This window comes from Bacteriovorax sp. HI3, assembly GCF_059738875.1.
In genome coordinates this window covers 3,150,646-3,173,404 of record NZ_AP026946.1, presented here as the reverse complement: position 1 = coordinate 3,173,404, position 22,759 = coordinate 3,150,646, and the positions used below count along the sequence as shown (strand labels likewise).

Sequence of the window (22,759 nt, the reverse complement as noted above, 5' to 3'; positions counted from 1 at the left end):
AAGTAAAAGGAATTTAAAAAGAGTATTAGAAGTGGACGAATCTGTAAAGGACAATAAGACAAAAGCAACTCTGGTGACAGTGAAAATGGAAGATAAGGCCAAACTACTTCCGACTAAACCAGGTTGTTATTTGATGAAGAACAAAGATGGTCAAATAATTTACGTTGGCAAGGCCAAGAATTTGCGTTCGCGTGTCTCTTCATACTTCAATAACTCAGCTAAAAATGCCAAAACTGATATCTTAGTCAGTCATATTACCGACTTCGATTTTATTATGACGACTTCGGACGCAGAGAGTTTTGTTTTAGAAAACACTCTGATCAAGAAGCACACTCCCAAATATAACATCCGCCTGAAAGATGATAAGTCCTACCCTTATGTGGTGATTAATCACAATGAACCTTTCCCGCGTCTTGAGTTTGTCAGAAGGGTGAAGCGCGCTAAAGGTGTTGAGGTTTACGGACCTTTTGTCACGGGAAGCAACGTCTGGGATATCATTCGCATCCTCACGCAAAGTTTTTGTCTGCGCGACTGCACGCTGTCTGAATTCAGGAAAAGAAAAGAGCCATGTCTCTTGTATCAAATGCATCAGTGTAGTGCTCCTTGTGTAGGAAAAATCAGTGCAGAAAATTATGAGAAGGATCTCGACTACGCCCGCGATATGTTTTCAGGAAGCGGAAGTAAAACGATTAAAGAATTAGAAAGGCGCATGTATGAAGCCTCGGAGAATGAGGAGTTTGAAAAGGCTGCGCTTATCCGCGACAACCTTCGCGTGCTTTCTGATTTCGCCAATAACTTTAAGCAAGAAAATGCTGAGCATGGAGATGAGAAGAATCTGGATATCGTGGCCTTTTATCAAGGTGAGATTGAAGTGGATATTTCTGTCTACATGATGAGAAACGGTGTTCTTCTTGGACATAAAAACTTTAACTTTTCCAATCTCGATATTGTGGAGTCTTTGGAAGAATCAGTGCTTAACTTTTTATTTCAATACTATTCGACGACCTATGATTCATTGCCTGACTTGATTATCACTCAGATGGATCAGGAAAATAATGAAATGCTTGAGGCCGGAGTCAATACTCTTGGTAAAACCATCCGCGTGCGTCCTCCACAAAAGAAATACGATTCCTTTCTCAACCTCACTCGCGATCACGCTTTTGAACAACAGCGAGTTCGCCTTCTACACGAAGATTCAGTCTATGTGGGGCTCAATAAACTTAAAGACCTTCTTTCACTTAAAGAAAGACCAGTGGTGCTTGAGTGTTATGACGTTGCTATCTTTCAGGGATCAAGCCCGACGGCTTCGCAAATTGTTTTCCACGACGGCAAACCTGATAAAAAGAATTACCGCTATTACCATCTTGAAGAGCGCCCGGAAGGAAACAACGACTTTGCCATGATGAGAGAACTTATTATCAGAAGGTCTGATAATGGAAGTCTTCCTGATGTCTTTATTGTCGATGGAGGCTGGGGACAGGTAAACGTTTTTAAAGAGGCACTTAAAGAGCTGGAGATTAAAGTTCCAGTTGTTGGTATCGCCAAATCTAAAAACGTGCGCACCAAAGAAGGATTTAGAAGCGAAGATATTAAAAAATCCGAAGAGCGCCTGATAATTCCAGGAAGGGCCAACCCTTATTTTTTAAATCAAAACCGCTCACTTTTTAAAATTATTGTTCAGATGAGGGATGAGGCCCACAGGTTCTCAAGAAAACTCCACCACAAAGAAGAAACCAAACGAGTCCTGGGGACAAAGAAGCCAAGAAAGCCTAAGAAGGCGGATAGCGCTTCTAGCGAGTCTTAATTTCTTTTACAATCGATTCAAAAACTCTTTCGTTATCTTTATTGGATAAGAAGTTGGAGCGTGTACACAAGTAGAGTTTATAAGTCTTCTTATCTTCCATCAGCACTTTAATTTTGGCAGCAGATTTTTTTCCCAGGCTCGATTGTGGAATGACGGCGTAGCAGCCTAGCTCTGAAACCATTTTAATCATCGAGCGATGTGAGTTTATTGAAAATTTTATATCAATTTTTTTTATCTGTGGTTTTGTTAAATTGCTTTTTAAGAAATTGGTTGTAAAGACATCATCAGGGCGATAAGTGGCCAGAGGCAGAACCTGATTATGTTCCAGGTCTTTTAGTTGTGATTTAAGTGATGAAATCAAGATGGCCTTGTCCTCGTAAACTCCAATGGAGTGGAGGGATTTATTTTCCGGGACTTTGTGAATCAGGATGAAATCCATTTCGCCTGTTAAAAGCTTGTCTATCAACTCATCAGTTGAACGCAGAGACAGCTGAAATTTTGAGAGTTGCCCCTTTTTGTTGAGTTTCGTTAACGCTGGAATCAGGATTTTCTCTCCGGCCTCATAGACACTGCCGATCTTTAAAGGAGCATCACCTGTAGTTGTCGTCGAAACAGACACTAGATTGAGGTAGCTTTGATAAATTTTATCCCGAAGCAATTGACCTTTATTTGAAAGTGCGATGTTTTTCTTATCTCTAATAAAGAGTTCGTATCCAAGGTTTTCTTCCAGCAATTTGATCTTCAATGAAACTGCCGGTTGGGAAGTGTGAAGGATTTTAGCTGCCTGTGAAAAACTTAAAGTATCAGAAAGAACACAGAAGGCTTCCAAATGGTTTAAATTCATCGACTTCATTTATACCTTTTTAGTATTTAATTTATATCTTTATATTATTTTAATCTCAATTCCTTTTGTTGTACATAGTGCAAAAATAAAAAGGAGATATCTATGAAGTACCTTGCGATTGGATTCTTGTTTCTTGTCAATGTAGCGTCAGCTAAATCTGTTCTTGATGAGCACCGCTGGCTAATGATGGATTGCCATAATGAAAAGTCTTCATTCCAATTCAGCATCTCAAGCGACTCTCTCGGCGGGATTAATCAAATTACAGATGCAACTATCGGTGGAGAGATTAAAAAAGCTATGGAGTGGGACCCGATTGAAGAAAAGCCGATTGTGGCCCTGGCAAAAAGAAATGGAAATAACTTTGAAATCCTTCTTCGTTACGAAAATAATATTATGTGGCCGACATACTTAAACCTGAAAATGACCTACAAACCAGACGGGTATATCACTTATGTAAATGTGACTGGGGATGAGGGAGAGTATTTAAAAGAAAAAACTGTTTTCCAATGCTCTATTGGAAATCATGGGCGCGTTTATCTGCAGACTTCTAAATTCTAAAATAAAAAAGCTCCCCGAAGGGGAGCTCTTATGTCTATTCGATTGGCTTTCCATATTATTGAGTACGGGCCTTACGAAAAGAAATGATTTAATTTTATAAAATCAGTTTATGACATGAATGATTTTTCTATTGCCTTGTCCGCAGTCCGGGCATCTCGCCGATTCTTGCATTAAAAGATTTTTGTAATCAGATAGGTGAGTCAGCACTAGCTTTGCACCACAGATTTGACAGTCATTGATGATCTTTTTTACGTTCTTAATGTCGCCGTAATATTCTTGAAAGTTTTCGAATTTGTAGTCTGTTTCCATTGACATGCAGGTGCTCCTGTTTTCACGTTACATAATCTTTTTCGGATTTATTTTTACGCGTCTTTACACCCGGCTTTAAAAATGGGAACTTAGGGATAATTTTGCTTATGGACCAACAATTTAAAAAAATTATTCAAAAAACTAAAGCTTTAAAAGAAGACTTAGATCCTCTGGCAAAGACGTTTGAAGGCGCCCTTTTTAAGGACTCTTCATGGGTGTTTTCTTTTGATGAGTCTGTGCAGGTGGAAAGTGCTCCCGCTCCAGCGAAAACTGCTCCGGTGGTTGCTGCTATGCCTGTGAAAAAAGAAGTTCAGGAAAGGCTTAAAACAGGTGCTCTTTCACTGGTTCTTTTTGTTGGGGATACCTATGCAGAAGGAAAAGGGGAAGACCTTTTAGGTAAGATGATCCAGGCCATGAAGCTAAGGCCTGGTGAATTTAACCGCATCCAGTTTGATGAAAAACTAGAAGACATCAACGACCTGGCCGGAAATTTAACGACGCCAAGTGCAGAAACAATAAATTTAATCGAACAAATTGAAAAATTTAAACCAGAAATCGTCGTGAGCCTTGGGGCCACAGTCACCAATATCCTTCTTGGTAAGAGAGAAAAATTGTCAGGTATTCACGGGCAATTTTTTGATAAGTCTGCAGGATCTTATCACTACAATCTTATGCCACTCTTTCATCCAGACTTTCTAGTCATCAATCCCAACATGAAACGCACAGCTTGGATTGATCTTCAGAAGGTTATGGAGCGCGTAGGGAAAATTTGATCGCCTAGGCGAGCCTTACTCTTTTTCGATACAATTAATAAGAATAATCACTTCTAGGACGGAAGGGATTCAACCAAACATTTTTGGATTAAGTCGAGTAGGATGCTCAAGCTAACAGTTCTTACCTTATTATCATTTTTGACTTTGATGGACCGTGTTTCTGCGGCCCCTGTTGTCAGCGTAAGAATCGGCAAGTCTCTAAAAAATATCCACGTCACAGGCCTTGATCTAAAGAGGCACCTCCTTTTTAATGATGATTATAAAAACTACACTGGAAAAAAAACGGTGAAGTTTAATTGTGAAACTTTCACAACTCTCAATAGACAAAAAAATAAACCTATTCTCCTGGCGACACTTGAGTCGCCGACCGGTCTTCTTTCTTACGACAATGTAAAGTATCAGGGAATGTTTAAAGTTATCACCAACCCAAAAGGAGATAGCTGCGACATTATTAATGACATTCCGATGGAAGCTTATATCAGCTCTCTCTTAACTAAAGAGATGAATTCAAAATGGCCGGCGGAAGCACTTAAGGCACAGGCGGTTGCGGCCAGAAGTTATGCTCTTCATAAGATGCAAAGTCAGCAAGTCAGTAAGGAATTGGGAAGCGAAGCTTTTTATGACCTGGAAAGCTCCGAAAAACATCAGGTCGGGGGCGCATTCTTTGATGCCACTGATTCAACCATCAGTGCTGCTTATTCAACAAAAGGCGAAGTTCTACTTTCAGAAGATGGAAAAGTTCGCCCGATTTTCTTTCACGCGAAATGCGGCGGGAAAACATTAAGACCAGATCAGGTTTGGCACAATAAAGAACCGAGCTATCAATCAGTAAACTGTCCTTTCTGCCACAACATTGGTCCAAAAAGCTGGGCCAAGGTTATCAGCAATGAAAGAATCAAAGATTTTTTCCGCTGGGCAAGCAATCAAAAGATCCTTCAGGAAAAATTAGAAACAAATTTTAATTCTCTGGTTATGGTTCCTGATAACATCGACCGCTTCACGGTTAATTTTTATATCAACGACCGCCCTTATATTATAGAGAAAGCCGTACTTCGAAGATATTTTGGAAACGTCGTTTTTCCATCGAACTCTTTTTCTCTGGAAATGAAGAGAGGTGGCTTTGTTATTTATGGTGAAGGCCTGGGCCATGGTGTAGGGCTCTGCCAAATGGGCGCTTTTGCTCTGGCAAAACAGGGCTGGTCATATAAAAAAATCCTCGCTCATTACTTTCCTGGTCACGTTCTGAAAAAGATGTATTAGACTATAGGTCTGATGACTATTTTTAAATCCCTGTTTATTTTTAGTTTTTGCTGCTTCATGCTCGCACGCGCAGAGGCCCTGACGATTCTCATCGATCCAGGCCACGGTGGTGAAGAGGATGGAGCTGTTGCGACAACTCAAGGTGAAAATCCTCCTCGCATTATTAAAGAAAAAGACATTGCTCTATCGATCGCGAAAAGAATTCACGAACTTCTTCGTCAGAAAAATTACAGCGTGTACTTAACCCGCAGTTTTGATCGCACGGTGACTCTTCCTGAGCGCGCGGCGATTGCTGAAAAAACGAAGGCCGATCTTTTTATTTCTGTTCACATTAACTCCAGCCCAGAGTCGGGTGCTGTCGGTTTTGAAACTTACTATCTTGATAACCACGATGATGTGGCGATTAAAAAAGTGGAGAAAACAGAAAACGTCCAGGCCTCAGGTGATAACGTCGTTGTTCAGCAAATCCTGGTGGATTTAGTTGTTGAGCAGACTGTAAGCACGTCAAAACCTCTGGCGGAAAGCATTCACGGTGTTTTAAAGCAGACGGTAGGGCGCAAGTATAAAATCCCAAGCCGTGGTGTAAAACCGGGGCTCTTTTATGTCTTAGCGCTTTCAAAACGCCCAGGTGTTTTACTTGAAGTAGGGTTTATTTCTACTTACAAAGAAAGAGTGAGAATGATGGACCCGAAGTTTCAGGATGATTATGCAAGAGCTGTGGTGAATGGGATTGAGAGTTACATCAGAAAGCAACAGGCGAAAACCAGATACAATGTGATTAAAAAGAAAAAATAAATGACCAAAAAAAATGCTCCCTAAGGAGCATTTTTATTTTTTAATTTTAAGAGTTTTGGTCATCCCTCTTTCGAGGGCCTTTTTTTATTTAGAACTGACCGTTACAAGTCGGTTTTGTAAATGATGTAGGGATTTGAGCATTAGGTGGAGAGTATGGATTGCTTAGGTTTCTCTCCGAAGTGATCACCGTGTTCATTGCTAAATCAACAACGCTGTATCCACAGTAAGTATTGCTATCAAGTACGATCCCGTATGGAGCGGCGAAGTTTCTCAGTGCGCGCTCGTTAGAGATGATTGATGGAAGTGTAGAGTATGTGTTCTTTAATTCACAGAAAGATAGAGTTACGTTGAACCCGACAACTTGTGAACCGTTTACAACTTGAGTAACAAACATTAGGTCGCGGTAAGCACTTACCCCAATCCAAAGTTTATTAATGGTTCCGTTGGTTAAGAAACCTGACTGCCAGTTACCACCGATTTTATTTGAAGCAACGATACCACCTTGAACATAAAAGCTAACGTCATTAGTTAGACGGTAACCGTTCATACAAGATACGTTGGCCTTAATGCTTTGTACCTGATTGATGATAGTACTTCCCACCGATGTATTCAGCGCAGAGTTACCAGTATAAAAAGGAGAAGACCCCGATATACTACTGTTTACTTTATTTTCCTTCTTTCCACACGACACAAGCACAAGCGCTGTGGCGATCAGGCAAAGGTTTAAGGAGTATTTTAGTCTCGATTTCATATCCGTCTCCACGGGTAGGATTATATGTCTTCTGACTATTCGGGTACTTTAACAAAAGACTTTAATTAAAAACCTAAGACCGTCAAAAAAACTCAGGTTAATTGAAGAATTTTCAAGATTTAGACGATACGGTTTAAAATAGATTAAATTCATTTAAAGAGACGTTTATGGGATTCATCGAACTCAAAGACAAATATTTAAAGCTCCTTTCGGATGAAGAGCAGCAGTTTAAGGTGGGCATGGGGCTGAAGTTCCTTGGCGTTTCCTTATTATGCACGCTCTCAGTACTGCTTTTTACTTATCTTCTCATAAGAATTGATTTGATCTTTTTTGTGGCCAATGGATTTCCCGGAGCTTTGGACTTTCAAGATGCCTTTTTCGAGTTTGTTTACTCTTCTCTTTATGAAAAGCTGGGATGGCTTTTCTTCTCAGGACTTTTTATTTTTGTTTTAGGTTATTATCTTTCGGGAATTATGCTGAGACCTTTTAAGGTTATCGGGCAGTACTGTGAAGATAAGATGAATGATAAGAAGAATTATTACACTCCGGATTTCTTCTCTGACCTGAAATTGCTCACGTCTTTTTCAGTTTTCTTTTTTTCCAAGATTGATGAGGGAGTTATTAAAGGAAAAGTAACACCTAGTGAAGTTCCCGTGCATTTCACGCGCATTCATAAACCAATTTTTGAAACCAGCTTCTTTTTTAACTACGTTCTTATCATTATTATTTTTGCTTTAATGTCATCGGTAGGAATTGTGGCCATTAACATTGAGATTCGCGACCAGATTTTTGAACTGGCCCGAAAGTTCCTCGCCAATAACCATCAAGTAAATTATTTTTTGGATGAGCAGTTTGTTATTGCCGATATCGCCGTCTATTTCTTCGTAGTCTTACATTTGTTTCTTTATTTCCTTTTAGGTGTGCATATGTATGCCAAGGTTGCGACTCCGGCCTTTGCTGTCTTTGCGACAATGCGCTCATTTCTAAAGGGGAATTATCACAATCGCGTGCATTTGATCGGTTATTATTATCTGCGCAACGACTGCAGGAAAATTAACAAATATCTTGAGCACGTTCAAAAAAACCTGACTTAAACGCTCTATACGAAATTTCCCTTTGAAAAAAGTCCCAAGGTTTGAGAAACTATGAGAACTAAAAATTAGTTACTCTTGTTACCAAACCAAAGGATGGATATGAAATTTTCAAAATTGCTAGTTCTCTGCCTAGGTACAGTGCTTCTTGCGAGCTGTACGTCTGATGAAAAAATGAAACAACAAATGACTAAACTTCTACAGGAAGATCCAAAAATCCTAACAGAGGCAATTGAAAAACATCCAGCTGAATTCATCACTGCTCTTCAAAACGCAGCTAAAAATGCTCAGGAAGAAATGGGTAAGAAGCGCGAAGAAGACGAAAAAAAGAAACTTGAAGAGTCATTTGATAAGCCACTTGTGGCAGAAATCAGAAATGACGAAGCTATCCGTGGGCCAAAAGATGCTCCACTTACACTTGTTGAGTACTCTGACTTTGAATGTCCATTCTGTTCACGTGGATATGCAACAGTTAACGACCTGATGAAGAAGTACAACGGAAAAATCCGTTTCATCTACAAGCACCTTCCACTTAGTTTCCACGAGCAGGCGATGATCTCTGCTCAGTACTACGAAGCTATCCGTCTTCAAAATGAGCAAAAAGCATGGCAATTCCATGACGAAATCTTCATGAACCAAGCAAAACTTAAAAACGGGACAGCGTTCCTAGATGCGTCTGCTAAAAAAGTTGGTGCTGATATGGCAAAACTTAAAAAAGACCTGAACTCAGATGCAGTTAAAAACAGAATCGCTGCTGATATGAAAGAAGCTGCAGACTTCGGAATGCAAGGAACTCCAGGTTTCCTTCTAAATGGTGTTCCAGTTCGTGGTGCTTACCCGGCTGAATACTTTGTTACTCTAGTTGATGAACTAGTGAAGCGTGGAAAGGTAAAGCTTTAGTCTTTAGCTTTAGTTAAATTGTCTTTTTAAAAAGTCCGTTTATAATATCATTCAAAGGGTCACGTAATAGTGGCCCTTTTTATTTAAAACAATCAAACAAATGAGTCATCTATGGAAGGATCTGTTTACAGTTCTTTAGGTCTTCGAATGAATCGTACATTCCGCGAAAAGCAGGGAGAATTACTTTCATTAAAAGATTTTCTTGAACATAAGTTCGTCATTCAAAATCAAGATGAACTTAAAAAGATTTTTATTAAAGATCTTAAGGGGATTCTGCAGAAGGAAAACCTTTTTGATCTAATTCAGGGTTTTTTTGATCTTGAAACAGACTTGAACAATGCTTATGAGAGACTGGACTTCGAAATCACTCAGGTGAACTTCGATGAGTTTTATAAGAATCTTTCCCCTGTATTAATGAGAGCGCTTTTAGAAAATGCCACTCAGCCAGACAATGCTGTTATGATATTAAAATCTATTAAAGAGGCCCTTCGTATCGCTCTTGAAGAAGAGTTGGTGCAGTTGGAAGACATCGAGGCTTAATATGAATCGCAAAGAATTAATTGAAGTGCTTTTAAAAGACCGCGACCTATCGACGATGACTAAGAAGCAGGCCAATCAGTTCATTGATGTCATGTTAGACACTATAAAGAGAACAGTTAAAAAAGGTGAGGATGTAACCCTGGTTGGATTCGGCACTTTTACTAAATCGAGAAAAGCTTCAAGACTTGGAGTGAATCCGTCAACCGGTGAGCGCATCAGAATCCGCGCCCGTGTCGTTCCAAAGTTCAAACCTGGTAAACCTTGGAAAGAAAGCCTGTAATTTGATCCAGACAGTCGGGTAATTTTTTCCCATGTCAAAAGCCCGACCGTCAAAAAAACCAACTTTTCCTCTCAAAAGGGAACTTTCTTCCATTTTTTAATGTCCGCACTTGAACCATTTTGCCTTCCTATGTATAATTTTTGACAGGTACCCAATAAACCATGGAAGGTGAAAAGTTGGCCGAAGAGAATAAGACCGCTGATCAGGAAGGATCGAGCGCCCCGTCTGGAAAAAATCCATTATTAGTCGTTTTAGTATTAGTGAATACTCTTGCAGTATGTGCAATCGGCTTTTTCCAATTTCAAAATCATAAGAAATTAAACTCAGTCACAACAGCTGCAGATGTTATGCAACAGCAATTAGCTGAAGGCGAACACGGTGGTGGTGCTGCTGAAGGTGGTGGTGAGCATGGAGCTCCAGCTGCTGGAGGAGAACACGGTGCTGCTGGTGGAGCTGCTAAAGAAGTTAAGACTGATGGTCTCATGTATCCAATTGATCCGTTTACAGCAAACCTTGCTCAAGGTGACGGACCTAAGAGATACATCCGTATTTCCTTAGTATTGAAGTTCACGAAAGACACTAAGAAAGAAGAAGTAGACGCAAGAAAGCCACAGATTTCGGACGCTATCATCAGTATGTTGAATGCGAAAAAACCTGAAGAGCTTCTAAAGCGTGAAGGAAAAGAGTACTTAAAAGAAGAAATTAAGACGGCAATCAATAACTTTCTTATTGATGGTCACTTAGAAGATATTTATTACGTAGGATTTCAAATTAACTAGATCGAGAAACATGGGCTGACATGATGTCAGCAAGCACAAGCTTTAAGAATCCCAGGAGGGGAGAATTATGGCACAAGTACTAAGTCAAGATGAAGTAGATGCATTATTAAACGCTGTTAACGATGGTGGAACAGACTCGTTTTCAGGTGGTGGTGACACTGGCGGTGGATCATCGGATGACTCTGATGAAAATATTCAGACCTACGACCTCACCAACCAGGACCGCGTTATCCGCGGAAGAATGCCTATCCTGGAAATTATCTATGAAAGATTCATCAGAAGCTTTCGTGTATCGCTTTCTAACTCCCTTAGAAAGATTTCGACAATTTCAATTATCTCTACCGACCTTTTAAAGTTCGGTGAATTCGTAAATACACTTCCGATCCCTTCTTGTATGTGTATCATGAGATACAACGAGCTAAGAGGACCGGCCCTTTTAGTTTTCGAATCAAAACTTGCTTACGCAATCATTGATTCATACTTCGGTGGAACAGACCGTCCATTCACAAAGATTGAAGGAAAAGAATTCACGATGATCGAACTATCGTTCATGAGAAAGATCATGGATATGGCGATCAACGACCTTGAAGAAGCATGGGCGCCAGTTCACAGAATCGATGCTCAGTATCTTCGTACAGAGATCAACCCTCAATTCGTAGGGGTAGTACCTCCTTCGGACGTAATTATCGCAACAACTCTTGAAGTAGAATTCGAATCAGCTTCAGGGACAATTATGATCGTCGTTCCATATTCGACGATTGAACCAATTAAGCAAAAACTTTCTTCTAGCTTCCAGACAGATAACGAAATGGCCGATTCCATCTGGACTCAGGCGATGAACGAGCACATCAAGAACACAAAAGCGACTATGGTTGTTCGCCTTGGTGAGACAGAGATGACTCTGGGAGATCTTCTAACATTGGAGCCGGGAGATATTATTCCACTAAATCAAGATGCTTCAGGAGAAGTGACTGTTGCGATTGAAGGTGTGGATAAGATGAAGTGTCTGATGGGGACTTACAAAGGAAGTCGTGCAGTTCAGATCACTCACGTGGATTCACCAATTGCGTACGAAGAAGAAACAGAAGAATAAATCAGGGTAGGAGAGGAGATAGATATGAATAAGGTGACAGTTGATAGAATGGCAGATTCAGTAAAAGCGGGGGATGACTCTCTCAATAAGCTAAAAGTCCAAAACCTGGATTTTATCTTGGATATCCCGCTAAAAGTTTCAGTTGAGCTGGGAAGAACTCAGATCATCGTGAAAGATTTACTACAACTTGGTCAGGGGTCGGTTTTAGAACTAGATAAGCTGGCCGGAGAGCCGCTTGAGATCCTGGTAAATGGCAAGCTGGTTGCAAAAGGTGAAGTAGTAGTTGTTAACGAAAAATTTGGTATTCGTTTAACAGATATTATCAGCCCGATTGAACGCATTGAAACTTTAAAATAAACATTTCCAAGGATTGGAGAAGACAGTGAAAACATTAGTATTATTAATCGCAAGCTTAACTTCCCTAAACATCTCAGCTGCTGATGTCACAATCAAAGGTGCTGACTTAGTGAATGCGAAAGGAAGCGAATCAAAACTAGTCATCAAACACGCTGGAACGTTAAACGACAATCCAAAAATCAGTGTTTCAGACAAAGTTTTAAGCATTTCCATCCCGAACTCAGGATTGGGTGCAAAGATTAATAAGAAAGTGAATGGTTCAAATCTTTCAGCAACGATGACTGGTGAAGAAACTGTTGCCGTTAATGTCACTCTTCCATACTCACTTAAAGGTAGAGAATCAGACGTAACGATCGCTCTAAGAGATGGAGCTATTGACGTTCACTACCCACGTTTACAAGCTCAAAAAACGGTTGAAACTCAGGTTTCAAGAGCTCCAAGCATCACTGATAAAGCGATTGTTCTGGATACAGAAGCTAACAATGCAGAAGCAGAGAAGTTAGATGAAAACTATTTATCTACATTAGTGAAAAAGCAGGAAAAACTAGCTGAAGACAAACACGCTGAAGATAAAAAAGTGGCCCAAGATGATACTACCCAAACTGGTACCGATAGAGTCAATCTGACTCAGTCTAGTGTTGCTAAGTCTGTAAATACTGCTGAAAAAGCAGGGACTCAGGCAGAAGGTAACGGAGAATCAAGATTTTCGGTTGCTGGCTACATTGGCAAGTTCGTTGCTTTCTTAGCTATTATGATCGCTGGATTCTACGGGGTATTAACTCTGTTTAAGAAAGGGATCATCAAGAAGGGAAAACTAGGATTTTTACACAGTACAAAGCTTGTTGAGGTGTTAAGCACAACTCACATTGCTCCAAAGAGAACATTGATGATGGTTAAGGCCCACAAACAAGTTTTCCTGATCTCAAGTTCTGAAACAGGTGTTCAGTTTCTTTCTGAGATCAACGATGTTGCAGGTCTGATCAAAACTGGTGAAGAAGAAATCACTGGATCAAACTTTGATACAAACCTTTACTCTGCTAACAAGACTGATAAAGAGTTCAAGCTTAAAGAAGAAACAAGATACGCTGACATCCAAGATGACTATGAAATGGATTCACTAGACGATATGTTAAACGATTCTGTTCCTGCGGCAAAAAGTGAAAGAAAGAACGCAGGCGCTTCTGGTCTGGCAAACGCTTACGGAGCTACGAATGCTTCGAAGGCGATTGAAAAATCACCGGTAAAAGACCAGGTGAGATTTTCTGATCAGATTAAAACGAAAGTAAAAAATCTAAAACAACTTTAATAGGATTGGTGAGCATGGATGCTCGAATGAAAAAACTTTTAAAAATGCTGGCACTCATTGTAGTGCCGCTTGTTCTTCCGGCGTTGAGTTTTGCTCAGGCAGCTCCGGGGGCAAATAACCTGGCCCTGCCAGGTATGTCGATTAATTTTGGTCAGGGTGTAAACCTGGTAGATTCAATCGAAGTTCTTCTTCTTTTCACGATCATCACATTAGCTCCATCGATTCTTATTCTTTGTACGAGCTTTACAAGAATCCTGATTGTTCTTTCTTTCATGAGACAGGCAATCGGTACTCAGAACATGCCACCTAACCAACTTCTTGTTGGTTTTGCTCTTTTCCTTTCACTGTTTGTTATGCAACCGACAGGGGAGAGAATTTACAACAAGGCGATCCAGCCATATATGGCAAAACAAATCACAACGACTGTAGCGATTGATGAAATCGTTTTAGGTCTTCGTGGTTTTATGCAGAAGCAGGTAAGAAAAGCTGATATCGGTCTTTTCTACGACGTTACTGGAAAAACTGCTCCTCAGACAATTGATGATGTTCCGATTCACTACTTGATTCCGGCCTTCATCATTTCAGAGTTAAAGACATCATTCCAGATCGGGTTTTTGCTTTATATCCCGTTCTTGATTCTGGATATGGTTGTGGCTTCGGTTCTAATGGCGATGGGGATGATGATGCTTCCTCCGGTCGTTGTATCTCTTCCATTTAAACTTTTACTTTTTGTACTGGTAGATGGATGGCAACTTGTAACAGGATCGATCTTAAGATCGTTCAACCAATAGGCGGCGTATGCAATTTGATTCATACACAGACATCACTCATCAGGCCATCAAGGTAGCTCTTATGGTCTCAGCACCAATGCTGGTCGGAGCACTGATCGTGGGGATCTTGGTGTCGCTTTTCCAGGCGGTCACTCAGATCAACGAACAAACGTTAACATTCATCCCAAAGATTATCGTTATCGTAGCAGCTCTTATGTTCTTTGGACCATGGATGTCTGATTCTCTAACGACGTTTACAAAAGATTTAATTTTACAGATTCCTAACATTGTAGCTGAGAGATAATAGGAATGTTGAATATTCAAATAACAGACATGGCAATGATTACAGCGTTCTGGTTAGCATTTACCAGATGGCTTGCTATCATTTTCCAATTGCCTTTATTTGAAAGTGTAACGATTCCAGTTGTGGTGAAAGTCCTGACAACTCTTATGCTGACTTTTGCTTTTTTCCCTTTAATTCAGGATCAGCTTCTTTTAGATATTAAGCATGTTGGTCCGGAGAGCTTCTGGTACTTAACAATTTTTAACACTCTCGTAGGACTAGTAATTGGCTTTTTCGTAAAAGCAATCATGAGTATCTTTATTTCAACTGGTGCGATCATCACTCAGCAGATCGGATTAAACGCTTTAAGTTACTTCGATCCTTTAGCTGGTTCTCCGATCGGTCCATTTGAAAAACTGATTGAGTGGACAGTGCTTATGATGATCATCACTTCGGGAGCTCTACTTCCGATGTTTAAAGGTGTGATTTCATCGTTTTCAACGATCCATGTTTATAACATTGGAAAGCTTGCGCACTCGATTGATTTTTTCATGATCATGTTTAAATCAATCTTTATCTCGTCAATCATGCTGGCAACGCCGATGATTTTCGTAAACTTGATTATTAACGCTGTCATGGGAATCATTTCTCGTGCAGTTCCTCAGATGAACGTTATCGCGGTAAGTTTCGCGGTTAACATTGGACTGGGGCTTTTAGTGTTTGCAGTAGGCTCGGATGAGTTCTTTGCAACATGTTTTAGAATTTATACTGAAAGACTGGGAGATTGGTTCCAGTTAATGTCGTAAGACTATAGTACACACTGTTTCAAGGATTGAAGCAGTTTTGAGGGCAGTAGAATGGCCGAAGAAATGGACGAAGGCGAAAAAACCGAAGAGCCGTCCCAACACAGAATTGATGAGTTTAGGAAGAAAGGGGACGTCGCCTCTTCACGAGAACTTACGTCTGTTCTCGTCCTGGCCGCATGTCTTTTAACTCTTTCTCTTTCATTAGTTTTTATTTTCGAGCAAATGACTGCTTATATTGAGTGGCTTTACACTCTTGATATTTCTTCTGCTTATTCTCCACAGGCGCTAAATACGATTACAACAAAAACATTTGTCGTGGCTGCAAAATGTGCGGCACCTGTTTTATTCGTAGCTCTGTGTGTAGGTGTTCTTGCTCAAGTGGCCCAAATTGGAATTCTTTATTCTCCAGACATCCTGGAGCTAAACTTTGACCGCGTAAATCCAATCAACGGAATAAAGAAACTTTTTTCAAAACAAGCTCTGTTTGAAGCGGTTAAAGGTGTGATTAAATTTGCGGTTGTCCTGGCCGTTGTCTACGCTTACTTAAAAGACGACATCGCTCGCTACAATGGCTTCATGCACCTTGAAATCTCTCAGACATTCTTCCACGCGAAAGATCTTCTGTTGAAAGTTTCTTTTGCTATCATTCTTTCTTTAGCCGTGATTGCAGTCTTAGACTTTGCCTGGCAAAAGTTCACTTACAAGCAGAAGTTGATGCAAACAAAGCAACAATTAAAGCAAGAAAGTAAAGAGCAAGATGGTAACCCGGAAGTTAAGCAGAGAATCCGTCAGATTCAGCGTGAGATGTCTAGAAAACGTATGATTCAGGACGTGAAGACTGCGGACGTTATTGTCACGAATCCAACTCACATCAGTATCGTTTTAAAATATGATTCAGAAACAATGGTTTCTCCAATGGTCGTTGGTAAAGGTCAGGATCACCTGGCAATGAGAATTAGAGAAGTCGCTAAAGAGCACAACATTCCAATCGTTGAAAACGTTCTTCTGGCAAGAACACTTTATAAAACAGTTAAAGTAGGTCACCCGGTTCCGCGCAATATGTATAAAGCGGTAGCAGAAGTACTGGCCTTTGTTTACAAGCTTAAAAAGAAGCGCAAAGCGCTTTCTTAAAATAGTGAGAGTAGGTAGCGAATGAATGATTTTTTAAAGAAAATGAAAATCTTCTCCCAAGGGCCGGATGTTTTAGCCGCCGTGGGTATCCTGATGATCCTGGTGGTGATGATCGTTCCGATTCATCCATTCATCCTGGATTTATTACTGGCCTTATCTCTGGCAACTTCAGTCATGATCATGCTGGTTGCTCTTTATTCAAAGAAGCCATTGGACTTCTCTACATTTCCTTCAGTCCTGCTGATTTCAACATTATTTCGTCTGGCCTTAAACGTTGCTTCAACCAGAAACATTCTGATTCACGGAGCAAGTGACGGAACGGCGGCAGCAGGGGAACTCATCAAGTCTTTCGGAGAGTTCGTAGTAGAAGGGAACTTCGTTGTAGGTATCATTGTCTTCATCATCTTAGTTATCATCAACTTCATGGTAGTAACAAAGGGTGCTGGTCGCGTAGCTGAAGTTGCTGCAAGATTTACACTCGATGCGATGCCAGGTAAGCAGATGGCGATCGACGCCGACTTGAACGCTGGTCTAATCAACGATGTTGAAGCAAAAAGACGCCGTAAAGAAGTTGCAGAAGAAGCTGACTTTTACGGGTCTATGGACGGTGCTTCGAAGTTCGTACGCGGAGATGCAATCGCGGGTATCTTGATTACAGCGGTAAACGTCATTGGTGGTATCATCATCGGTGTTGCTCAAAGTGGGATGGATTTTTCAACTGCGGCCCAAACTTTTACCCTTTTAACGGTGGGTGATGGTCTTGTGACTCAGATCCCGGCCCTGATTATTTCTACAGCTGCCGGTATTATCGTTACTCGCTCAACTAACGATGAAAACATCGGAACTCAGGTTTCAAAACAATTTAAGGTTCACCCAAAGGCCATCTATATCGCAGCAGCGGTACTGGTATTTTTTGGTTTAATTCCGGGACTTCCAAAACTTCCATTTTTTATGATGGGTGGGGCCCTGGCATACGTCGCTAACAGAATTGAAAAATCAAACACTCAAGAAGAAGTGGCAGAGAAGGCAAAAGCAGTGGAAGTTACCAAAAAGGCCAACCCACAAAACCTGGAAGAACTTCTCAATATGGAGCTGGTCGAGCTGGAAGTTGGTTACGGTCTTGTTCACCTGGTGGACACGGAACAAAACGGAGACCTTCTGGAGCGTATTACTCACATGAGAAAAATCTTTGCTTTGGACTGGGGGGTTATTATTCCTTCGGTTAAAATCAAGGACAACCTGGAGCTAAAGCCGGGTGGATACTCTGTAAAAATTAAAGGGGTGCAGGTAGCGAAAGGGGAGTTAATGTCTGATTACTTCTTAGCTATGGACCCGGGAACAGTTATCGAAAAGATGGATGGTGTAGAAACTACAGAGCCGGTCTTTGGTTTAAGAGCTGTTTGGATTTCTGAAGATCAAAAAGAAGATGCTCAGTACAACGGATACACTGTAGTGGATTGCTCAACTATTGTCGCAACTCACTTAACAGAAATCCTGAAATCGAACCTTCATGAGCTCTTCGGACGCCAGGAATTAGTACGCGTTCTGGACAATTTTAAAGAGACAAACCCAAAATTAGTCAACGATTTAATTCCGGAGATCGTAAATTTAGGAATCGTTTTAAGAGTCATGAAAAATTTACTTCGCGAGGGAGTTTCAGTACGTGATCTACGCACAATTTTAGAGACTTTATCAGAGTATGGCTCTACAATAAAAGACACTGAGGCACTGACAGAACACTCTCGTCAGGCCCTGTTTAGAACCATTACTGAGAAGATTAAAAGTGATTCAGGAGATATTCCGTTGTTCACTCTAGATCGTAATATTGAAGAGTCTATCGCTCAAAATATTATCCAGACGGACCAGGGACACCAATTATCTCTTGATCCGAAAGTTACTCAGATCATCCTTGCTTCTCTCAACGAAAAAATTGAAGAGGCCACAAGCATGGGTGAAAAGATGGTTGTATTGTGTTCACCAGTTATCCGCTCGCACTTCAAGCGTTTAACTGAAAAGTTTATCCCTAACCTTGTGGTAGTAAGCCACAATGAATTAAGCCCAGACGCTAATATCAGATCACTAGGAACGGTGAGGTTGTAAGAGATGTACGTAAGAAAATTTGAAGCCGACAGCATTGAAGAAGCTTTAAAAGACATTAAGCGTGAATTAGGTCCTGATGCAGTTATCTTAAAAACGATAACTAACAAGGGTCTTAAAGGCGCATTCAAAAAGAAAAAAATCGAAATCACCGCCGCGATCTCTGAAAAAAATTACGTCAGAAAGGCGTCAGTCGACACCATCCTAAACGACAATCAAAAAGAAGAATTTTACAATGGCAGCGCAAGCTATATTGCCAATATGATCGACCAGCACGATCAGTCTCAGGAGAAACGTGCAGTGCAAACGAATAATCAATCTCAAAGAAATGGTTCAGGATATGGAAGTGCCGGACTTAACCGTCCAGTGAGCACGACAAAAAATATCGCTTCATCAATCAAAGAAGGTCTGGATGATTTCCTAAGCCTTGGAGAAAGAGAAGAGCGCCAGCCGAGAAGGGGAGCGCAGGAATTTAATTTTGATGATGAAATTGAATCAGTGAGACCAATTCCTCAAGCTCCACAAAGACAAGCAGCTCCTCAGGCGAGAGCGCAAATGCAAGCTCAACCGCAGATGCAGGCAGCTCCAGTGCAGCAAGCAGCCCCAGCTAGATCAGCTGTCTCTGATGAACACTATGAAAAACAAAAAAACAAAATCGACGAACTAGAGAAAAAACTTTTTGAATTAACGAGAAATTTCGAGCGTATCCACAAAAAAGAGCCAATCGGAATTTACCAGTTAAGAACAACTCTAAGAAGCCTGGATATCAATGAAACTTACATCCAGACTTTAATCAAAAAAGGTCTGTTCGAACTAACAGACACAGACGTAGAAAATGCTGATGTTGTTTTTGAATTCGCTCTTCGCGAAATGATGAATACAGTAAGCACGGCAATGCCGCTTTTCTCAAGCACAGATAATAAAAAACAACCGGTGATCACTGTTTTCCTTTCGGAAATGTCATGTGGTCAAACGTCGATGGTACAAAAAATCGGAGCGATGAAGCCTGATTCAGTTATCATCAAAAATTCAGTGACAACAATCAACCCAAAAACAACTCCTCCAACTCCGTTTGCAGAGAAAATTTTTGGTTTAAATGTTGTTAAAACTAATTCGATTGCAGAAATCGTAGCAGAGTGCCGTAAGGCCTTAGAAAGCGGGAAATCAGTTTTCATTGACTATAAATGCAGCGAATCTGAAACAAATGAAACGAAAAAATTTATCGATGGTTTAAGACGTGCATTTTCAAAAGTGGAAGTATTGATCACTCTTTCAGCAATTCACACGGAATTGTACAATAGAAAAGTCCTTGGCAGCTACAGAAGACTTTCTGATGGTGCCGTTGTTTCACACGTTGATGCGTGCTTAAACTTTGGGTCGCTCTTTAACATCACACAAGATATTAAAGATCTTCCATACAAGTTTTTCGGAACAGGGGAAGTGTGTCCGGATGATATTGAGCCAGCAACTGCTGAGCGCTTAATGGCCGGAATTTTTAAATTATCGTAAGCGTTTTTTAACATTTAAAAAGTGAAGACCATGAGGGAATTCACGAAGAAGATAAGCTAAAGGGAGACAGGAAGTCCATGCTTAGTTTAAAAAAGCCCAATCCAACTGATTGGCTAGTTTCACAGAATAAGTACCAGTCGAAAAAAACGTCTCTTAAAGCTAAAACAATCTCAGTAACTGCTGGGAAGGGTGGAGTTGGAAAAACTTCAGTTGCCGTAAAAATGGCAAAACTTCTGGCGGACTCAGGATATAAAGTCCTTCTTTTAGACTGCGACACCAACCTGTCAAATACAGTGGTGAAGCTTGGTCTTCCAATCACAAATTATTTTTATGAACTAGTCTCTGCTCAAAGAGAGTTCGATGACTGTCTTCACAAAGACGGGAACCTGCACCTGCTATCAGGCTGTAACGGAAGCATCGATCTTTTTAACAAGAGCCTGGAAATCGACCGCGTGATTATTGATATCCTGGTCAACCATGAAAAAGACTACGATTACATTATCCTTGATTGCCCGGCAGGGATTACAAAAGAAACACTGACACTGAACGCTTACAGTGACTACCGCTTTGTTGTGGTGACACCTGATAAGTCTTCAGTGACGGACTCATACTCGTTAATCAAAATCTTAAATAAAGAGTTTGGCGTTAACGATAACCACCTTCTGATCAACAAAATTTCTTCTGAATCTCAATACCAGAGAATGATTAAAACCCTGAGCGAAACAGTCGAGACTTTTTTAAAGTGCCGTCTGCACATCCTTGGAGGAGTAAAGAAAGAAGAACTTCCTGACGATCATTTTGATACGGTTTTACTACACCAGGAAAATAATTCCCTTCATAAGAATTTCGTGAATATTGTTACAAGATTTACCGACGAGATAGAGGGCGCTAGTGGTCTGCACGACATGCATTATTCAGCGCAGTTCCAACAAGACGTTCGTTTAACAGTATAATTAAGGGAGCACTTTAGATGTCAACTCTATCAAAAAAATTAAAAAATCTTAAAGACTACCGTTCAACTGTTGAGCCGAAAGTTAAAGATGAAATCATCGTTGAATACGCACCGCTAGTGAAGTATATCGCACAGAAAATCGCTTCTCGTCTTCCATCGAATATCGAGCTGGATGACTTGATTTCATGTGGGGTTATCGGGCTAATGGACGCGATTGAAAAATTCGATCCAAACCGCGACAACAAGTTTAAAACATACGCTGAATTCCGTATCCGTGGAGCTATCCTGGATGAACTTCGTGCTCAAGACTGGGTGCCAAGATCAATCCGTGAAAAGGCCAAGACTGTTGAGCGCGCTTACTCAAAACTGGAAGCTAACCTAGGCCGTCCGGCGACTGACGAAGAAATGTGTTCAGAGCTAGGGATGAACCAGGAAGAATTCCACGACTTATTAAACAAAGCAAAGTCGATTTCTCTTCTTAATATCGACGACTCAGCAAGTTTCAATAAAGGCGACAAAAAGCTTATTTCTGAAGTGATGGAAGACCATAAGGCGCTTAACCCATACACGACAGTTTCGCAAAAAGACTCTCGCGAAAAAATCAAAGAGGGGATCATGACTCTGCCTGAAAAGCAAAGACTGGTACTTTCTCTTTATTACTATGAAGACCTTAACCTGAAAGAAATCGGACAGGTTCTGGACGTAACTGAATCGCGCGTGTCTCAGCTTCACACTCAGGCCATCCTGAAGTTAAAAGCAAAGCTACGCACGTTATTTGAATCTTCTGAGGACCTTGCAGGCTAATGGCTGATAAACAAGAAACCATGAATTACCAATCGGACTTTGAAAAAGGTCTGGAAGCTCTAGAGGACATTCAGCTCCTTTCTGAGTTTTCTGTGTCTCCAATCGTGAGTCACGCGTATTTCCACCTTTCGGAAATGAAGAGAAAGGCCGATGCTATTTCTAGCGGTCAGGTTTCTCATTACGATATGGTAGGAAAGGTTCTTGATGAAAAAATCAGCATGATTATCGATGATTTTTTCGGTAACAAATCCCGCTTTAAAGGCTACGAATTCTACAAAAACACTAAAAAAATTGACCTGAAAAAATGGAACCTGGTTTTAGAAACTATCCCAGAGATCCTTTCTCTGGTGACCCTGTTTAACTACCACGGCTCAGTTGATGTGCGCTTTGATGATAGCAGGCTTATGATCTCAGGCCTTATCCTGGAAGACGGGAACCTGGAGAGAAGCAGAAAGCTTATTTACGTGATCACCAGAAAACTACTTCGCGCTAAAGTCCTTTTAACTTTTAACTTAGAGAAGACGGCGAGGGCCGGACTATTTAAGTTGGTTTTAAAGGCCGATCTTTCTCACGATGAAAACCTAGTCTACCGCGTTCACTTTAAAGTGAATAAACATGAACAGTATATGGTTGGTTTTTCGAACGTCTTTTGCCAGTACCGTTCGAATCTTCAAGACGTTAATTTAGTGGGCGAACATAATGTGGTCGAGATCGGGCACGATCTCTCTGTAAAACATTATATCGGATTACCTGAGTTAACTCGTTTAGAATCCGCCAACAAAGAAATTTTGCACTTTCCCTTTTTATTTCGTCCACTTTCAATCATACTACCAGTGAAGGGGAATCTTGTAACTGAAGCCTTTTCACGCAGTCTGGATGACGAAAACAAGAGAAAACAGGATGTTTCTAAATACTATCGTACGATCGATTTTTTCTCGCTATTTAATCTCTAACATTTTTAAGTTTC

At 40.6% G+C, this 22,759-nt stretch carries 25 protein-coding genes; 22 read left to right on the top strand and 3 right to left on the bottom strand.

Going from position 1 to position 22,759, the window contains the following annotated elements:
- The first annotated feature begins 31 nt into the window (after positions 1–31).
- Positions 32–1,804: an excinuclease ABC subunit UvrC gene (gene uvrC / locus AC6JA8_RS15685; protein WP_497974642.1), complete on the top strand. Its 1,773-nt coding sequence runs from the start codon at positions 32–34 to the stop codon at positions 1,802–1,804.
- Here the strand turns inward: uvrC and AC6JA8_RS15680 are convergent.
- On the bottom strand, positions 1,791–2,657 hold the full coding sequence (locus tag AC6JA8_RS15680; RefSeq protein ID WP_497974641.1) for a LysR family transcriptional regulator: 867 nt from the start codon (positions 2,655–2,657) through the stop codon (positions 1,791–1,793). The two genes, uvrC and AC6JA8_RS15680, sit on opposite strands and share 14 nt — an antisense overlap.
- A gap of 93 nt (positions 2,658–2,750) precedes the next feature.
- Here AC6JA8_RS15680 and AC6JA8_RS15675 point away from each other — a divergent pair, with 93 nt between their 5' ends.
- The gene (locus AC6JA8_RS15675; protein ID WP_497974640.1) at positions 2,751–3,206 is read left to right on the top strand and encodes a hypothetical protein; all 456 of its coding nucleotides are present in this window, start codon (positions 2,751–2,753) and stop codon (positions 3,204–3,206) included.
- 102 nt (positions 3,207–3,308) lie between these two features.
- Here the strand turns inward: AC6JA8_RS15675 and AC6JA8_RS15670 are convergent, their stop codons facing one another.
- On the bottom strand, positions 3,309–3,521 hold the full coding sequence (locus tag AC6JA8_RS15670; protein ID WP_102244756.1) for a hypothetical protein: 213 nt from the start codon (positions 3,519–3,521) through the stop codon (positions 3,309–3,311).
- Between the two features lie 101 nt (positions 3,522–3,622).
- Between AC6JA8_RS15670 and AC6JA8_RS15665 the strand changes: the two genes are divergently transcribed.
- The 3 genes from AC6JA8_RS15665 to AC6JA8_RS15655 all read left to right on the top strand — a co-directional run bounded on the left by AC6JA8_RS15665 (position 3,623) and on the right by AC6JA8_RS15655 (position 6,343).
- The gene (locus AC6JA8_RS15665; protein WP_497974639.1) at positions 3,623–4,288 is read left to right on the top strand and encodes a uracil-DNA glycosylase family protein; all 666 of its coding nucleotides are present in this window, start codon (positions 3,623–3,625) and stop codon (positions 4,286–4,288) included.
- Between the two features lie 147 nt (positions 4,289–4,435).
- Positions 4,436–5,548, top strand: coding sequence for a SpoIID/LytB domain-containing protein (locus tag AC6JA8_RS15660; RefSeq protein WP_497974638.1), 1,113 nt, complete (start codon positions 4,436–4,438; stop codon positions 5,546–5,548).
- 12 nt (positions 5,549–5,560) lie between these two features.
- On the top strand, positions 5,561–6,343 hold the full coding sequence (locus AC6JA8_RS15655) for an N-acetylmuramoyl-L-alanine amidase family protein (protein ID WP_102244753.1): 783 nt from the start codon (positions 5,561–5,563) through the stop codon (positions 6,341–6,343).
- Positions 6,344–6,431: 88 nt separating this feature from the next.
- Here the strand turns inward: AC6JA8_RS15655 and AC6JA8_RS15650 are convergent, their stop codons facing one another.
- The gene (locus AC6JA8_RS15650) at positions 6,432–7,094 is read right to left on the bottom strand and encodes a hypothetical protein (RefSeq protein WP_102244752.1); all 663 of its coding nucleotides are present in this window, start codon (positions 7,092–7,094) and stop codon (positions 6,432–6,434) included.
- A 167-nt stretch (positions 7,095–7,261) separates the two neighbouring features.
- Between AC6JA8_RS15650 and AC6JA8_RS15645 the strand changes: the two genes are divergently transcribed.
- From AC6JA8_RS15645 to AC6JA8_RS15565, 17 genes are all read left to right on the top strand, one after another.
- The gene (locus AC6JA8_RS15645; protein WP_102244751.1) at positions 7,262–8,188 is read left to right on the top strand and encodes a hypothetical protein; all 927 of its coding nucleotides are present in this window, start codon (positions 7,262–7,264) and stop codon (positions 8,186–8,188) included.
- Between the two features lie 99 nt (positions 8,189–8,287).
- Positions 8,288–9,085 carry a DsbA family protein gene (locus AC6JA8_RS15640; protein ID WP_497974637.1) on the top strand — a complete coding sequence of 266 codons (798 nt, stop codon included), beginning with the start codon at positions 8,288–8,290 and terminating at the stop codon, positions 9,083–9,085.
- Between the two features lie 111 nt (positions 9,086–9,196).
- Positions 9,197–9,625, top strand: a complete 429-nt coding sequence (locus tag AC6JA8_RS15635; protein ID WP_497974636.1) for a hypothetical protein — start codon at positions 9,197–9,199, stop codon at positions 9,623–9,625.
- Between the two features lies 1 nt (position 9,626).
- Positions 9,627–9,905, top strand: coding sequence for an HU family DNA-binding protein (locus AC6JA8_RS15630; RefSeq protein ID WP_102244749.1), 279 nt, complete (start codon positions 9,627–9,629; stop codon positions 9,903–9,905).
- A gap of 161 nt (positions 9,906–10,066) precedes the next feature.
- Entirely contained in the window at positions 10,067–10,684 is a 618-nt protein-coding gene (locus tag AC6JA8_RS15625; RefSeq protein ID WP_497974635.1) for a flagellar basal body-associated FliL family protein, read from the top strand.
- A 67-nt stretch (positions 10,685–10,751) separates the two neighbouring features.
- Positions 10,752–11,777: a flagellar motor switch protein FliM gene (gene fliM / locus AC6JA8_RS15620; RefSeq protein ID WP_497974634.1), complete on the top strand. Its 1,026-nt coding sequence runs from the start codon at positions 10,752–10,754 to the stop codon at positions 11,775–11,777.
- A 24-nt stretch (positions 11,778–11,801) separates the two neighbouring features.
- Entirely contained in the window at positions 11,802–12,134 is a 333-nt protein-coding gene (gene fliN / locus AC6JA8_RS15615) for a flagellar motor switch protein FliN (RefSeq protein ID WP_102244746.1), read from the top strand.
- A gap of 25 nt (positions 12,135–12,159) precedes the next feature.
- Positions 12,160–13,440 carry a flagellar biosynthetic protein FliO gene (locus AC6JA8_RS15610; protein ID WP_497974633.1) on the top strand — a complete coding sequence of 427 codons (1,281 nt, stop codon included), beginning with the start codon at positions 12,160–12,162 and terminating at the stop codon, positions 13,438–13,440.
- 26 nt (positions 13,441–13,466) lie between these two features.
- Positions 13,467–14,231: a flagellar type III secretion system pore protein FliP gene (gene fliP, locus AC6JA8_RS15605; protein ID WP_142409005.1), complete on the top strand. Its 765-nt coding sequence runs from the start codon at positions 13,467–13,469 to the stop codon at positions 14,229–14,231.
- Positions 14,232–14,238: 7 nt separating this feature from the next.
- A complete protein-coding gene (gene fliQ / locus AC6JA8_RS15600; protein ID WP_102244743.1) occupies positions 14,239–14,514 on the top strand; it encodes a flagellar biosynthesis protein FliQ in 276 nt (91 codons plus the stop codon).
- Positions 14,515–14,519: 5 nt separating this feature from the next.
- Positions 14,520–15,299, top strand: coding sequence for a flagellar biosynthetic protein FliR (locus AC6JA8_RS15595; protein ID WP_491637646.1), 780 nt, complete (start codon positions 14,520–14,522; stop codon positions 15,297–15,299).
- A 51-nt stretch (positions 15,300–15,350) separates the two neighbouring features.
- Positions 15,351–16,430, top strand: a complete 1,080-nt coding sequence (flhB, locus tag AC6JA8_RS15590) for a flagellar biosynthesis protein FlhB (RefSeq protein ID WP_497974632.1) — start codon at positions 15,351–15,353, stop codon at positions 16,428–16,430.
- Positions 16,431–16,451: 21 nt separating this feature from the next.
- Positions 16,452–18,530: a flagellar biosynthesis protein FlhA gene (flhA, locus tag AC6JA8_RS15585; RefSeq protein WP_497974631.1), complete on the top strand. Its 2,079-nt coding sequence runs from the start codon at positions 16,452–16,454 to the stop codon at positions 18,528–18,530.
- A 3-nt stretch (positions 18,531–18,533) separates the two neighbouring features.
- Positions 18,534–20,036, top strand: coding sequence for a hypothetical protein (locus tag AC6JA8_RS15580; RefSeq protein ID WP_497974630.1), 1,503 nt, complete (start codon positions 18,534–18,536; stop codon positions 20,034–20,036).
- A 77-nt stretch (positions 20,037–20,113) separates the two neighbouring features.
- Positions 20,114–20,989 carry an AAA family ATPase gene (locus AC6JA8_RS15575; protein WP_497974629.1) on the top strand — a complete coding sequence of 292 codons (876 nt, stop codon included), beginning with the start codon at positions 20,114–20,116 and terminating at the stop codon, positions 20,987–20,989.
- Positions 20,990–21,006: 17 nt separating this feature from the next.
- Entirely contained in the window at positions 21,007–21,792 is a 786-nt protein-coding gene (locus tag AC6JA8_RS15570; RefSeq protein ID WP_102244737.1) for a FliA/WhiG family RNA polymerase sigma factor, read from the top strand.
- The gene (locus tag AC6JA8_RS15565; RefSeq protein ID WP_102244736.1) at positions 21,792–22,745 is read left to right on the top strand and encodes a hypothetical protein; all 954 of its coding nucleotides are present in this window, start codon (positions 21,792–21,794) and stop codon (positions 22,743–22,745) included. Before AC6JA8_RS15570 ends, AC6JA8_RS15565 begins: the two co-directional genes overlap by 1 nt.
- Positions 22,746–22,759: the final 14 nt, after the last annotated feature.